We start from the raw sequence: 14313 nt of genomic DNA on the forward strand, positions 1-14313 counted from the left end.
TTAGACCGAGCGACGCAGTATCAACAGATGGCGTTGGCCTTGGCAACCGGGAACCCGCAACACATGCGTGGCGCTGAGACGGAAGTCCGTCGGCAGGGCCTGCAATTCGTCATCCGGGTGCACGCCTTTCATCGCCAGCCACTGGGTATCGACGCTGCCGAGGTGGCGCGTCCAGTTGCTGAAGTCCTCCAGGCTGCTGAACGCCCGCGAGCTGATGCCATCGAAAGGCTGCTCGGGGCGATACGCCTCGACCCGGTTGTGGACAACCTCGAGGTTGGCGAGTTTCAGCTCCAGTTTCACCTGCACCAGAAAACGGGTTTTCTTGCCGTTGGAGTCGAGCAGAGTGAAACGCCGCTCGGGGAACATGATCGCCAGCGGCACGCCAGGCATGCCGCCGCCACTACCGACGTCCAGCCAGTTATCCCCAAGCTCGGCCACGAACGGCACCACCGACAGGCTGTCGAGCAGATGGCGCGAGACCATCTCGTCGGGATCACGCACCGCGGTGAGGTTGTAGGCCTTGTTCCACTTGATCAGCAGGCCCAGGTAGGCGAGCAGTTGTTCCTGCTGCAGGGCGCTGAGCTCGATGCCCAGCTCGCGGGCACCCTGCAGCAGTTCTTCGGCGTGACGCTGAGTGACCGACATCAGGCGCTCTGCTCCAGCTTCTGCCCGGCGCTACGTTTTTTCAGGTGAATCAGCAGCAGGGAAATCGCCGCCGGGGTGACCCCGGGGATCCGTGAAGCCTGGCCAAGCGTGGCCGGGCGGGTATTGCCCAGCTTGAACTGGATCTCCTTGGACAGCCCGGAGATCGAGGCATAGTCCAGATCATCCGGCAGCTTGGTGTCTTCGCTGGCCCGCAGCTTGGCGATCTCGTCCTGCTGGCGGTCGATGTAGCCGGCGTACTTGGTCTTGATCTCGACCTGCTCGGCCACCTGGTTATCCACAGCCGGCGCGTCGGTCAGTTCGACCAGGGTGGCGTAGTCGATTTCCGGGCGAGCCAGCAGGTTGAGCAGGTTGTATTCGTGGGCCAGCGGCGTACCGAAGCGCGCGGCAATGGCATCACCCTGCGGCGTGCCCGGGCGCACCCAGGTGCTCTTCAGGCGCTGCTCTTCCTGCGCGATACCTTCACGCTTGGCCTCGAAAGCGGCCCAGCGCTCGTCGTCGATCAGGCCCAGCTCGCGGCCTTTTTCGGTCAAGCGCAGGTCGGCATTGTCCTCGCGCAGGATCAGCCGGTATTCGGCACGCGAGGTGAACATGCGGTATGGCTCCTGGGTGCCCAGGGTGATCAGGTCGTCGACTAGCACGCCGATGTAGGCTTCGTCACGACGCGGGCACCATGCCTCCTTGCCCTGCGCGCGCAGGGCAGCGTTGCAGCCCGCCAGCAGGCCTTGAGCACCGGCTTCTTCGTAGCCGGTGGTGCCATTGATCTGGCCAGCGAAGAACAGGCCGGCGATGACCTTGGTTTCCAGGCTGTACTTGAGATCGCGCGGGTCGAAGTAGTCGTACTCGATGGCATAACCGGGACGCACGATATGCGCGTTCTCCATGCCGCGAATGCTACGCACGATCTCCAGCTGCACGTCGAACGGCAGCGAGGTAGAGATGCCATTGGGATACAGCTCATGGGTGGTCAGGCCTTCCGGCTCGATGAACACCTGGTGGCTGTCCTTGTCGGCGAAGCGGTGAATCTTGTCTTCGATCGACGGGCAATAACGCGGACCAACACCTTCGATCACACCGGAGTACATCGGCGAGCGGTCGAGGTTGGCGGCGATGATCTCGTGGGTACGCGCGTTGGTATGGGTTATCCAGCAACTGATCTGCTTGGGCTGATGTTCGCGCTTGCCGAGGAATGACATCAGCGGCGTGGGGGTATCGCCCGGTTGCTCGGTCATCACCGAGAAATCTACCGAACGGCCATCGATGCGTGGCGGCGTACCGGTCTTCAGACGGCCAACGCGCAGCGGTAGCTCGCGCAAACGGTGAGCCAGAGCGATGGAGGGCGGATCACCGGCACGGCCGCCGGAGTAGTTCTGCAGACCAATGTGGATAAGTCCGCCGAGGAAAGTGCCTGTGGTCAAAACCACAGAATCTGCATGGAACCTGAGGCCCATCTGGGTGACCACGCCTTTGACCTGAGCGTTTTCCACAATCAGGTCATCAGCTGCCTGTTGAAAAATCCACAGATTGGCCTGGTTTTCCAGGATCTCGCGTACCGCGGCTTTGTACAGCACGCGGTCGGCCTGTGCGCGGGTCGCACGTACGGCTGGGCCTTTGCGGCTGTTGAGAATACGGAATTGGATACCGCCCCTGTCGGTAGCGATGGCCATGGCGCCGCCCAGGGCATCGATTTCCTTGACCAGATGGCTCTTGCCGATCCCGCCGATAGCCGGGTTGCAGCTCATCTGGCCGAGGGTCTCGACATTGTGGGTGAGCAGCAGGGTCTTCACGCCCATGCGTGCTGCAGCCAGGGCTGCTTCGGTACCGGCATGACCGCCGCCGATCACGATCACGTCAAAACGGGAAGGGAAATCCACCACGCACCTCGTGCCTGTTGAGAAGGGGTCTGAAAGAAAGGCGGCAAGTATAGGGACTTAAGCCTGCTGAATGAAGCCTTCTGCACAAAAAATAGCCAGCTGCTTGGTTGTGTTCCTCTCTCCTCGAGCCTTTACCTGATGACCCCTTCCGGGTGAAAAGTACGCTCAGGCTTATAAAGAATAAAAAAGAGAGAATTTTTATAAAGCTTGTTCTTTATGTTTATGTATAGAGGGAGCCTTTCTGTGGATAAAGCTTTACAAGCCTTGCTGCTACTGGTGTACAGCGAATGATAAGCCTGTGTCATTCCTGCTCGGTTCCGCTGGGCAAGCTGCTGAACCACTGTGGATGAAAGTGCTAGTTACCCACAGGGGCAGTTACGCCCAGCTTTGTCATAGGGTTATGGGCAGGGCTTAAGGGCGGTTTTCCACAGGGTTTATTTCACTATGAATAACTCTTCAGAACACCCGGATTTCGTCTGAAAATCGGGCATTGGCACGGTGCCATGTAAGCCCTTGATGGCTCGCAAGCTTATGGAAGGTGGGCTGGATGAGCCAACGATTGCCATCGGTGTCAGCCTGAGACGCAGCCTGTGTCTGGCCTGCAGTTCGTAGCCCGGATGAAATCCGGGGAGGCAGGAAGAGGCGGATTGACGGCGCGACCTATGCTCTTTTCGCGGATAAATCCGCTCCTACAGGCTAGCTGTGGATAAGAGGACGGTGAATGTAGAGCGCCTGAGTATTTGGTTTCACTTGCCAATACAGAAGCTGGAGAAGATGCGTCCCAGCAGATCGTCGCTGCTGAAGGCACCGGTGATCTCGCCCAGGGCTTGTTGCGCCATACGCAGATCCTCGGCCAGCAGTTCACCCGCGCCCATCAGGGTGAGCTGATTGCGGCCGTGCTCGAGGTGCTGCTGCGCCTGCAGCAACGCTTCGAGGTGGCGCCGCCGCGCGCTGAAGCCGCTCTCGGCGGTCTGCTGATAGCCCATGCAGGCTTTCAGGTGCTCGCGCAGCAGTTCCAGGCCATCGGCTGATTTGGCTGACAGGCTCAGCGTGACGTGGCCATCGGCGCTGGTTTCAAGTGTTACTGCCTCGCCGGAGAGATCGGCCTTGTTACGGATCAGGGTGACGTGTGCCGGGTCCGGGCGCTGCTCCAGAAACTCTGGCCACAGGGCGAAGGGATCAGCGGCTTCCGGCGCGGTGGAGTCCACTACCAGCAACACGCGATCCGCTTCGCTGATGGCCTTGAGTGCACGCTCCACGCCTATGCGTTCGACCTGATCGTCGGTATCACGCAGGCCGGCGGTGTCGACCACGTGCAGGGGCATGCCGTCGATGTGGATATGTTCGCGCAGCACATCGCGGGTGGTGCCGGCGATATCGGTGACGATGGCCGCTTCACGGCCGGCCAGGGCGTTGAGCAGGCTGGATTTGCCGGCATTGGGCCGGCCGGCGATGACCACGGTCATGCCGTCACGTAGCAGGGCGCCCTGGCCGGCTTCGCGCAGCACTGTGGATAAGTTTGCACGCACGCTGTCGAGCTGGCTTAGCACATGGCCGTCGGCGAGAAAGTCGATCTCCTCCTCGGGGAAGTCGATGGCGGCTTCGACATAGATGCGCAGCTGGATCAAGGATTCGGTCAGTGCATGCACGCGTTTGGAGAACTCGCCCTGCAGCGAACGCAGGGCATTGCGTGCGGCCTGTTCGGAGCTGGCTTCGATCAGATCGGCGATGGCCTCGGCTTGAGCCAGGTCGAGCTTGTCATTGAGGAAGGCACGTTCGCTGAACTCACCAGGACGCGCCAGGCGCGCCCCCAACGCCATGCAGCGGCGCAGCAGCAGATCGAGCACCACCGGGCCACCGTGGCCCTGAAGTTCCAGTACGTCTTCACCAGTGAAGGAGTTGGGGCCTGGAAAGTAGATGGCCAGACCTTCGTCCAGCGTCAGCTCGCTCTCGCCATAGAACGGCCCGTGATGAGCGAAGCGCGGCTTCAACTCGCGTCTGCAGATGGCCTGAGCCAATTGACCTGCAAGAGGACCGGATACCCGCACGATACCCACACCACCCCGACCTTGGGCGGTGGCGACGGCGGCGATGGTATCTCGGGCATGGTTCATGGCGGTTTACTCGATGCGTACGGCTGAATATGGGGGCGAGGGGGAAGCCTGATTCTCTGTTCGCGAAGCTTGTGGATACAGAGATTCGCGAGCAGAGCTCGCTCCTCCGACAAATGTTTGGATAGCAAAACGCCCCAATCATGGGGCGTTTGCTTGATGCTTGGAAGCCTTGGCGAATCAGGCGTTGGCCGGTTTCGCTGCCGCTTCGATCTTGCGCGTAATGTACCACTGCTGGGCGATGGACAGGCAGTTGTTGACCACCCAGTACAGCACCAGACCAGCCGGGAACCACAGGAAGAAGAAGGTGAAGATGATCGGCATCAGCTTCAGCACGCGGGCCTGCATGGGGTCCGGCGGCGTCGGGTTGAGCTGCTGCTGGATGAACATGGTCGCGCCCATGATGATCGGCAGGATGAAGAACGGATCCTTGATCGACAGGTCAGTGATCCACAGCAGCCAGGGCGCCTGACGCATCTCGACGGATTCCAGCAGCACCCAGTAGAGGGCGAGGAACACCGGCATTTGCACCAGGATCGGCAGGCAGCCGCCCAGCGGGTTGATCTTTTCTTTCTTGTACAGCTCCATCATCGCCTGGGACATCTTCTGGCGATCGTCACCGTGCTGCTCTTTCAGCGCCTGCAGTTTCGGCGATACGGCACGCATACGCGCCATGGAGCGGTAGCTGGCAGCCGACAGCGGGAAGAAGATCAGCTTGATGATGATGGTCAGGACAATGATCGACCAACCCCAGTTGCCGAGCACGCCATGGATCACTTCCAGCAGCCAGAAGATCGGCTGCGCGAGGAACCACAGGAAGCCGTAGTCGACGGTCAGCTCCAGCCCCGGGGACAGGGTGCCCAGGTGCTCCTGCAGCTTGGGACCGGCATAGAGGATCGCGCCAGTTTCGCCCTGCGTGCCGGCAGCGACCTGCACGGACGGGCCGGTGAAGCCGACGATGTAGTTACCCTGGCTGTCCTTGCGGGTCTGTACCAGGTTGGTGCTGTCCTTGCTCGGCACCCAGGCGGTGACGAAGTAGTGCTGCAGCCAGGCGACCCAGCCGCCCTGCACGGTTTCCTTGAAGGACTGCTTGTCGATGTCCTTCATCGACACCTTCTTGTACGGCTCGTCGGCGGTCCACAGTGCCGCGCCGAGGTAGGTAGCGGTGCCGGTAGCGGTGGTCGAGGACGGGTCGCCGCTGTTGTCGCGCTTGAGCTGGGCGAACAGGTTGCCGCTCCAGGCTTGCTCGCTCTGGTTATCGATCAAGTAACGTACGTCGACCTGATAGGCGGACGGATCGATGCAGCCAGGCTTCTTCAACTGTTGCTCACGCGCCGAGCACTGTGGGTTGAGGCCGCGTTTGAAGCTGTAGCGCTTGATGTAGTTGACGCCGTTCTCGCTGAATGTGAGATCGACCACCAGGCTGTCCTGGCCTTCGGCCAGTTCGTAGTTCTGCTTCTCGCTGCTCCACAGGGAACGACCGCTGGATTTATCCGGCGCGTTCTGACCGATCAGGCCGCTCTGTGCCAGGTAGGTACGCTCGTTGCCGTTATCGAACAGCTGGAACGGAACGTCCGGGCGGTCCTGACGACGCGGGTACTGCGGCAGACGCAGCTGCACGATATCGCCACCACGCGGGTCGATGGCCAGGTCCAGCACATCGGTCTTGACGCGAATCAGCTCGTCGCTGACAGCGGCGGTAGGCGCAACGGCAGCAGCAGTGGGCTCGGCCACGGCAGTGGGGATGTCGTCGCCGCCGGTGCTGGCGGTTGCAGCAGGTGTGTCGGGCAGGGCAGGCGTCGCAGCGGTCGAGGTACTAACCTCGGCTGGCAGGGCAGCCTGGCCATAGTCCTCGTTCCATTGCAGGACCATGAGGTAGGACACGACTGCCAGGGCGACGATCAGGATCGAACGTTGGATATCCATGATTATTCGGCCATCGAAGGGGAACGGGATTTTTTAACGGGTGGAACTGGATCGAAACCGCCGGCATTCCAGGGGTGACAGCGACCGAGACGGCGCGCTGTCAGCCAGCCACCACGCAGGAAGCCATGTTGCTCGATGGCTTCGTAGGCATAGCAGGAGCAGCTGGGATAGAAGCGACAATGACTGGCCATCAGCGGACTGATGGCGTAGCGATAAACCTGAATACAGGCTAGAGCCGCTTTACGCATGGGGATTGTCGCTTGTCCCGGGGGATAAGTCTGCGTCGCGACTGGGCCGGCTTCGGGCCAAGCGTTTCCAGAGTTTGCCGAACTGCTGAGCAAGTTCGCCATTCTCCAGATCACCTAGCCCTTTGCGGGCGACCACCACGATGTCCCAGCCTGTCAGGTTGTCCTGATTGAGGCGAAAGGACTCGCGGATTTGACGCTTGATGCGGTTGCGCTCGACGGCGAGCTTGACGCTCTTTTTGCCGATCACCAAACCTAGGCGGGGATGATCAAGCTGGTTATCGCGCGCTAGCAGCAGGACACTTTTGCCCGGAGCTTTACCGCTTGGGGAGTCGAAGACTGCCTTGAATTGCCGGGGAGTCAGCAGTCGCTTTTCCCGGCCGAAGCCTCGACTCACCACCTGTCTGGATGAATTAGACAGTCAGACGCTTGCGGCCCTTGGCGCGACGACGCGACAGGACGGCACGGCCGTTCTTGGTGGCCATGCGGGCACGGAAACCGTGGGTGCGAGCGCGCTTGATGGTGCTGGGTTGGAAAGTGCGTTTCATGGTGCGTTACCTGGGTGATCGACTAGGGTCGGAATGACCCTGGTTTAAAGAGACCGGCAATTCTAGAGAAAGCCGCGCGGTAGGTCAATTTCCAACCAACCTTATTCGCCAGATAGAAATAGAAAGAAGGAAAAGGGTTTAAAGCTCTTTTTCTATGTTTATGTTGAATGGTGCTGCCAGCGTCTGTGGACAACCCTTTGGCTGCAGCGCCCTGCTTGCTCATCCGGTGATGATAAGTCTGTCCAAAAGGCGTGGTTCGTCTGTGCGTGTCCTGCAGACAGCCTGAGGATAGAATGCCGTGTTACCCACAGCAGGGTTATCCGCCCGTTCATCCCCAGGCTTTTACGGAAGCTTACGGGGTTCTTATCCACAAGGCTTACGCAGCTACTGATAAGTCTGATGAATGGAACTAAGGCTTTGATTTTACTTGGCCATCTAGTCCCTGCTGTGTGGATAACTCGGTCGTTGGCCGTTACAATGGCGGCTGTTTTTGCATCGCCGCCTGGATAGGGGATAGTCAGTGTCAGTGGAACTATGGCAGCAATGCGTCGAGCTTTTGCGCGACGAGTTGCCAGCCCAGCAATTCAACACCTGGATCCGTCCTCTGCAGGTCGAAGCCGAAGGCGACGAGCTGCGCGTGTATGCGCCGAATCGTTTCGTACTCGATTGGGTCAACGAGAAGTACCTGAGCCGTTTGCTCGAGTTGCTCGGTGAGCGCGCTGGTGGTCTGGTTCCTGCGCTTTCCTTATTAATAGGCAGCAAGCGGGCAGCGACTGCCCGAGTCGCGCCAACGGCCCCTTTGCCTGCTGCTGCGCGTGCCGCTCAGGTTCAGGCCGCCGCATCCGTCAGCAAGCCGGTGCCGCCGCCTGCACAGCAGGAGCCGTCGCGTGCCAGCTTCGACTCCATGGGCGGCTCCGCGCCACAACCGCCGACCCCCGCGGTGGCGCCACGCACCGAACGTACCGTACAGGTCGAAGGTGGCCTCAAGCACACCAGCTACCTCAACCGCACCTTTACCTTCGATAACTTCGTCGAGGGTAAGTCGAACCAGTTGGCGCGCGCGGCCGCCTGGCAGGTGGCGGACAACCCCAAGCACGGTTACAACCCGTTGTTCCTGTATGGCGGCGTTGGTCTGGGCAAGACTCACCTGATGCATGCTGTGGGTAATCACCTGTTAGCGAAGAACCCTAACGCCAAGGTCGTGTACCTGCACTCCGAGCGTTTCGTCGCCGACATGGTAAAGGCCTTGCAGCTCAACGCCATCAACGAATTCAAACGCTTCTACCGTTCGGTCGATGCGCTGCTGATCGACGACATCCAGTTCTTCGCCAAGAAGGAGCGTTCCCAGGAGGAGTTCTTCCACACCTTCAACGCGCTGCTCGAAGGGGGTCAGCAGGTGATTCTCACCAGCGACCGCTACCCGAAAGAGATCGAAGGTCTGGAAGAGCGCTTGAAGTCGCGCTTCGGCTGGGGCCTGACCGTGGCGGTCGAGCCCCCTGAGCTGGAAACCCGCGTGGCGATCCTGATGAAGAAGGCCGACCAGGCCAAGGTAGATCTGCCGCACGATGCCGCGTTCTTCATCGCCCAGCGCATTCGCTCCAACGTGCGCGAACTGGAAGGCGCGCTGAAGCGTGTGATCGCCCACTCGCACTTCATGGGTCGCGACATCACCATCGAGCTGATCCGCGAGTCGCTCAAGGATCTGCTGGCCCTGCAGGACAAGCTGGTCAGCATCGATAATATTCAGCGCACCACCGCTGAGTACTACAAGATCAAGATCACCGATCTGCTTTCCAAGCGCCGTTCGCGCTCGATCGCCCGGCCGCGTCAGGTGGCCATGGCATTGTCGAAGGAACTGACCAATCACAGCCTGCCGGAAATCGGTGTGGCCTTCGGCGGTCGCGATCACACCACGGTGTTGCACGCATGCCGTAAGATTGCTGAACTTAGGGGATCCGACGCGGACATCCGCGAGGACTACAAGAACCTGCTGCGCACCCTGACTACCTGATCAAATCAATGCAGCTCCACGAGGCAAGGGACTAGACCATGCATTTCACTATTCAACGCGAAGCCCTGTTGAAACCCCTGCAACTGGTCGCCGGTGTCGTGGAACGACGCCAGACGCTGCCGGTTCTGTCCAACGTCCTGCTGGTGGTCGAAGGCCAGCAGCTGTCGCTTACCGGTACCGACCTCGAGGTCGAACTGGTTGGCCGCGTCACACTCGAAGATGCCGCCGAACCGGGTGAAATTACCGTGCCGGCGCGCAAGCTGATGGACATCTGCAAAAGCCTGCCGAGCGACGCGCTGATCGATATTCGTGTCGACGAGCAGAAGCTGCTGGTCAAGGCCGGGCGCAGCCGTTTCACTCTGTCGACTCTGCCGGCCAACGACTTCCCCACCGTCGAGGAAGGTCCGGGGTCGCTGACCTTCAACCTGCCGCAAGCCAAGCTGCGTCGTTTGATCGAACGCACCAGCTTCGCCATGGCCCAGCAGGATGTGCGCTACTACCTCAATGGCATGCTCCTGGAAGTACAGAGCGGTCTGCTGCGAGCGGTCGCTACCGACGGTCACCGTCTGGCCATGTGCTCCATGGAAGCGATCATCCAGCAGGAAGGCAAGCATCAGGTCATCGTGCCGCGCAAAGGTATTCTCGAATTGGCTCGCCTGCTCACCGAGCAAGACGCCGAAGTCGCCATCGTTCTCGGTCAGCATCACATCCGTGCCAACACCGGCGAGTTCACCTTCACCTCGAAACTGGTCGACGGCAAGTTCCCGGATTACGAGCGCGTGCTGCCACGTGGTGGTGACAAACTGGTGCTGGCGGATCGTCAGGGCCTGCGCGAAGCCTTCAGCCGCACCGCGATTCTGTCCAACGAGAAGTACCGTGGCATTCGCCTGACCCTGGCGTCTGGTCTGCTGAAGATTCAAGCCAACAACCCTGAGCAGGAAGAGGCCGAGGAAGAGATCGTTGTCGACTATGCGGGCAGCGGCCTGGAGATCGGTTTCAACGTCAGCTATCTGCTGGATGTGCTGAGCGTGATGGGAACCGAGCAGGTGCGCCTGATCCTCTCCGACTCCAACAGCAGTGCCCTGCTGCAGGAAGCCGACAACGACGATTCGGCCTACGTTGTCATGCCGATGCGTCTTTAATGTCCCTAAGCCGTATCACGGTCACCGCGGTGCGCAATCTGCACCCGGTGACCCTCTCCCCCTCCTCCCGCATCAACATCCTCCACGGCGCCAACGGTAGCGGCAAGACCAGCGTGCTCGAGGCGATCCATCTGCTAGGCCTCGCCCGCTCCTTCCGCAGCACCCGCCTGCAGCCGGTCATCCATTACGAGCAACCCGCCTGTACCATTTTCGGTCAGGTGCAGTTGGCCGAAGGCGGCTCCAGCAATCTGGGTATCTCTCGCGATCGTCAGGGTGAGCTGCAGATTCGTATCGATGGGCAGAACGCGCGTAGCGCTGCGCAGCTAGCCGATCTGTTGCCACTACAGCTGATAAACCCCGATAGTTTTCGACTGCTTGAAGGTGCACCGAAGATTCGCCGGCAGTTTCTCGATTGGGGTGTGTTCCACGTGGAACATCGCTTTCTCGGCGCCTGGCAACGCCTGCAGAAAGCCCTGCGGCAGCGGAACTCGTGGCTGCGCCATGGTACACTTGACGGTGCTTCGCAGGCCGCATGGGACCGCGAACTGTGCAGTGCCAGCGAGGAAATCGACACCTACCGACGTGCCTACATTCAGGCCCTGAAACCGGTGTTCGAACGGACCCTGGCCGAGCTGCTGGAGCTGGAAGGACTGACCCTGAGTTATTACCGCGGTTGGGACAAGGATCGGGAATTGAGCGAAGTGCTCGCCACATCCCTCCTCCGCGACCAGCAACTCGGGCATACCCAGGCCGGACCGCAGCGCGCTGATTTGCGTCTGCGACTGGCGGGGCACAACGCGGCAGAGATTCTGTCGCGAGGACAACAGAAACTGGTGGTGTGCGCTTTGCGCATCGCCCAGGGCCACTTGGTCAACGAAGCCAAGCGTGGCCAGTGTATCTATCTGGTGGACGACCTACCGTCGGAGCTGGATGAACAGCATCGTCAGGCATTGTGCCGGCTGCTGGAAGATTTGCGCTGCCAGGTGTTCATCACCTGTGTAGATCATGAATTGTTGAGGGAAGGCTGGCAGACGGATACGCCGGTTGCCATGTTCCACGTGGAACATGGCCGTATCACCCAGACCCAAGACCATCGGGAGTGAAGGCATGAGCGAGAACCAAACGTACGACTCCTCCAGCATCAAGGTGCTGAAAGGACTGGACGCCGTACGCAAACGTCCCGGGATGTACATCGGTGACACTGACGATGGTAGTGGTCTGCACCACATGGTGTTCGAGGTGGTCGACAACTCGATCGACGAAGCGCTGGCAGGCTACTGCAGTGAAATCATCATCACCATCCACCCGGATGAATCGATCAGTGTGCGCGATAACGGCCGTGGTATCCCGGTCGACATGCACAAGGAAGAAGGCGTCTCGGCGGCCGAGGTCATCATGACCGTGCTTCACGCCGGCGGTAAGTTCGATGACAACAGCTACAAGGTATCCGGCGGCCTGCATGGCGTGGGTGTCTCGGTGGTGAACGCCCTCTCCAAGGAGCTGGTGCTGACCATCCGCCGTAGCGGCAAGATCTGGGAACAGACCTACGTGCATGGTGTACCGCAAGCGCCTCTGGCCGCTGTCGGTGACACCGACGGTACCGGTACGCAGATCCACTTCAAACCGTCCGAAGAGACCTTCGCCAACATCCACTTCAGCTGGGACATCCTGGCCAAGCGTCTGCGCGAACTGTCCTTCCTCAACTCCGGCGTGGGCATCCTGCTGCGCGACGAGCGCACCGGCAAGGAAGAGCTGTTCAAGTACGAAGGTGGTCTGAAGGCTTTCGTTGAGTACCTGAACACCAACAAGACCGTGGTCAACCAGGTGTTCCACTTCAACGTTCAGCGCGAAGAAGACGGCGTTGGTGTCGAAGTTGCCCTGCAGTGGAACGACAGCTTCAACGAGAACCTGCTTTGCTTCACCAACAACATTCCGCAGCGTGACGGTGGTACGCACCTGGCCGGTTTCCGTTCCGCCCTCACCCGCCACCTGAACAACTACATCGAGGCCGAAGGCCTGGCCAAGAAGTTCAAGGTTTCCACCACCGGTGACGATGCCCGCGAAGGTCTGACTGCGATCATCTCGGTCAAGGTGCCGGACCCGAAATTCAGCTCGCAGACCAAGGACAAACTGGTATCGAGCGAGGTAAAAACTGCGGTCGAACAGGAGATGGGCAAGTACTTCTCCGACTTCCTGCTGGAAAACCCCAACGAAGCCAAGGCCGTGGTCGGCAAGATGATCGATGCCGCGCGTGCCCGCGAAGCGGCTCGTAAAGCCCGTGAAATGACTCGCCGTAAAGGTGCACTGGACATTGCCGGCCTGCCCGGCAAACTGGCCGACTGCCAGGAAAAAGACCCGGCGCTGTCCGAACTCTACATCGTGGAGGGTGACTCCGCGGGCGGTTCTGCCAAGCAGGGCCGTAACCGCAAGACCCAGGCGATCCTGCCGCTCAAGGGCAAGATCCTCAACGTCGAACGCGCGCGCTTCGACCGCATGATTTCCTCGCAGGAAGTCGGCACGCTGATCACTGCGCTCGGCTGCGGCATTGGCCGTGATGAATACAACATCGACAAGCTGCGTTATCACAACATCATCATCATGACCGATGCTGACGTCGACGGTTCGCACATCCGTACCCTGCTGTTGACCTTCTTCTTTCGTCAGTTGCCGGAGTTGGTCGAGCGCGGCTACATCTATATCGCTCAGCCGCCGCTGTACAAGGTGAAGAAAGGCAAGCAGGAGCAGTACATCAAGGACGACGAGGCCATGGATGAATACATGACCCAGTCGGCCCTGGAAGACGCCAGCCTGCACGTCAACGAGAATGCCCCAGGCCTGTCTGGCGGCGCGCTGGAAAAGCTCGTGGGCGAATACCGTGGCGTGATGAAGACCCTGGATCGACTATCGCGTGTCTATCCCAAGGACATCACCGAGCACTTCGTCTATCTGCCGCGCATTCCGGTGGAGCAGCTCGCTGATCAGGCCTTCATGCAGAACTGGCTGGAAGGCTTCGCTGCACGTCTGAAGACTACCGAGAAGTCTGGCCAGACCTACAGTGCCAGTCTGCGTGAAGACCGCGAGCGTCACCTGTGGCTGCCGGAGGTCGAGGTCAAATCTCACGGCCTTTCCAGCTACACCACCTTCAACCGCGACTTCTTCGCCAGCAATGACTACAAGACCGTCACTACCCTGGGCGAACAGCTGAACAACTTGCTGGAAGAAGGCGCCTACGTGCAGCGTGGCGAGCGCAAGAAACCGGTCAGCACCTTCAAGGAAGCGCTGGACTGGCTGATGACCGAAAGCACCAAGCGTCACAGCATCCAGCGATACAAAGGTCTCGGTGAGATGAACCCGGATCAGTTGTGGGAAACCACCATGGACCCGGAAGTGCGCCGCATGCTCAAGGTGACCATCGAGGACGCCATCGCCGCCGACCAGATCTTCAACACCCTGATGGGCGATGCCGTGGAGCCGCGCCGCGACTTCATCGAGTCCAACGCCCTGGCGGTGTCGAATCTGGACTTCTGATGTTGTGGCAAAAGGCTTACATGGAGAGGCGCAACTGACCTCTCCCGTTGCCTGCGCAGGCTAGCTAATCTACATACACCTACCGGGAACTGGATGTCCCGAGTCACGGAAGACAGACCGCGCCAGGATGGCAAACGACAGGATGTCGGAAGGTCATGAAAAACCCGCTTCGGCGGGTTTTTTGTTTCACGATGACTCCAGCCCGGTAGTTCGCTGGACTGCGCCGCAGCTCGATACAGCAGGTTTATCAATAGCTTACGCGCGT

11 protein-coding genes are annotated in these 14313 nt (G+C 60.0%); 4 read left to right on the top strand and 7 right to left on the bottom strand.

All coding sequences use genetic code 11. The features are described 5' to 3' along the window. The 7 genes from rsmG to rpmH form a co-directional block, all read right to left on the bottom strand. Positions 1–648 carry a 16S rRNA (guanine(527)-N(7))-methyltransferase RsmG gene (rsmG, locus tag BLT86_RS19220; RefSeq protein ID WP_164676884.1) on the bottom strand — a complete coding sequence of 216 codons (648 nt, stop codon included), beginning with the start codon at positions 646–648 and terminating at the stop codon, positions 1–3. Further along, the gene (gene mnmG / locus BLT86_RS19225) at positions 645–2537 is read right to left on the bottom strand and encodes a tRNA uridine-5-carboxymethylaminomethyl(34) synthesis enzyme MnmG (RefSeq protein WP_055986055.1); all 1893 of its coding nucleotides are present in this window, start codon (positions 2535–2537) and stop codon (positions 645–647) included. Before mnmG ends, rsmG begins: the two co-directional genes overlap by 4 nt. Positions 2538–3283: 746 nt before the next feature. Beyond that, complete coding sequence (mnmE, locus tag BLT86_RS19230) at positions 3284–4651, bottom strand: tRNA uridine-5-carboxymethylaminomethyl(34) synthesis GTPase MnmE (protein WP_017676272.1); 1368 nt, start codon at positions 4649–4651, stop codon at positions 3284–3286. Positions 4652–4828: 177 nt separating this feature from the next. After that, the gene (yidC, locus tag BLT86_RS19235; RefSeq protein ID WP_017676273.1) at positions 4829–6574 is read right to left on the bottom strand and encodes a membrane protein insertase YidC; all 1746 of its coding nucleotides are present in this window, start codon (positions 6572–6574) and stop codon (positions 4829–4831) included. 2 nt (positions 6575–6576) lie between these two features. Beyond that, on the bottom strand, positions 6577–6822 hold the full coding sequence (gene yidD / locus BLT86_RS19240; RefSeq protein ID WP_092379031.1) for a membrane protein insertion efficiency factor YidD: 246 nt from the start codon (positions 6820–6822) through the stop codon (positions 6577–6579). Beyond that, positions 6815–7219 carry a ribonuclease P protein component gene (gene rnpA / locus BLT86_RS19245; protein WP_036994791.1) on the bottom strand — a complete coding sequence of 135 codons (405 nt, stop codon included), beginning with the start codon at positions 7217–7219 and terminating at the stop codon, positions 6815–6817. The genes yidD and rnpA overlap by 8 nt, the downstream gene beginning before the upstream one ends. Before the next feature lie 13 nt (positions 7220–7232). Beyond that, positions 7233–7367, bottom strand: a complete 135-nt coding sequence (gene rpmH, locus BLT86_RS19250; protein WP_003246698.1) for a 50S ribosomal protein L34 — start codon at positions 7365–7367, stop codon at positions 7233–7235. Positions 7368–7887: 520 nt separating this feature from the next. Between rpmH and dnaA the strand changes: the two genes are divergently transcribed. The 4 genes from dnaA to gyrB are packed head-to-tail and all read left to right on the top strand — an operon-like array spanning position 7888 to position 14048. Continuing rightward, the gene (gene dnaA / locus BLT86_RS19255) at positions 7888–9378 is read left to right on the top strand and encodes a chromosomal replication initiator protein DnaA (RefSeq protein WP_026088505.1); all 1491 of its coding nucleotides are present in this window, start codon (positions 7888–7890) and stop codon (positions 9376–9378) included. A gap of 38 nt (positions 9379–9416) precedes the next feature. Then, entirely contained in the window at positions 9417–10520 is a 1104-nt protein-coding gene (gene dnaN / locus BLT86_RS19260) for a DNA polymerase III subunit beta (RefSeq protein WP_092379034.1), read from the top strand. Further along, positions 10520–11623, top strand: a complete 1104-nt coding sequence (gene recF / locus BLT86_RS19265; RefSeq protein ID WP_017676277.1) for a DNA replication/repair protein RecF — start codon at positions 10520–10522, stop codon at positions 11621–11623. Before dnaN ends, recF begins: the two co-directional genes overlap by 1 nt. Before the next feature lie 4 nt (positions 11624–11627). Then, entirely contained in the window at positions 11628–14048 is a 2421-nt protein-coding gene (gene gyrB / locus BLT86_RS19270; protein WP_092379037.1) for a DNA topoisomerase (ATP-hydrolyzing) subunit B, read from the top strand. Positions 14049–14313: the final 265 nt, after the last annotated feature.

This window comes from Pseudomonas sihuiensis, assembly GCF_900106015.1.
Taxonomy (GTDB): Bacteria; Pseudomonadota; Gammaproteobacteria; order Pseudomonadales; family Pseudomonadaceae; genus Aquipseudomonas; species Aquipseudomonas sihuiensis.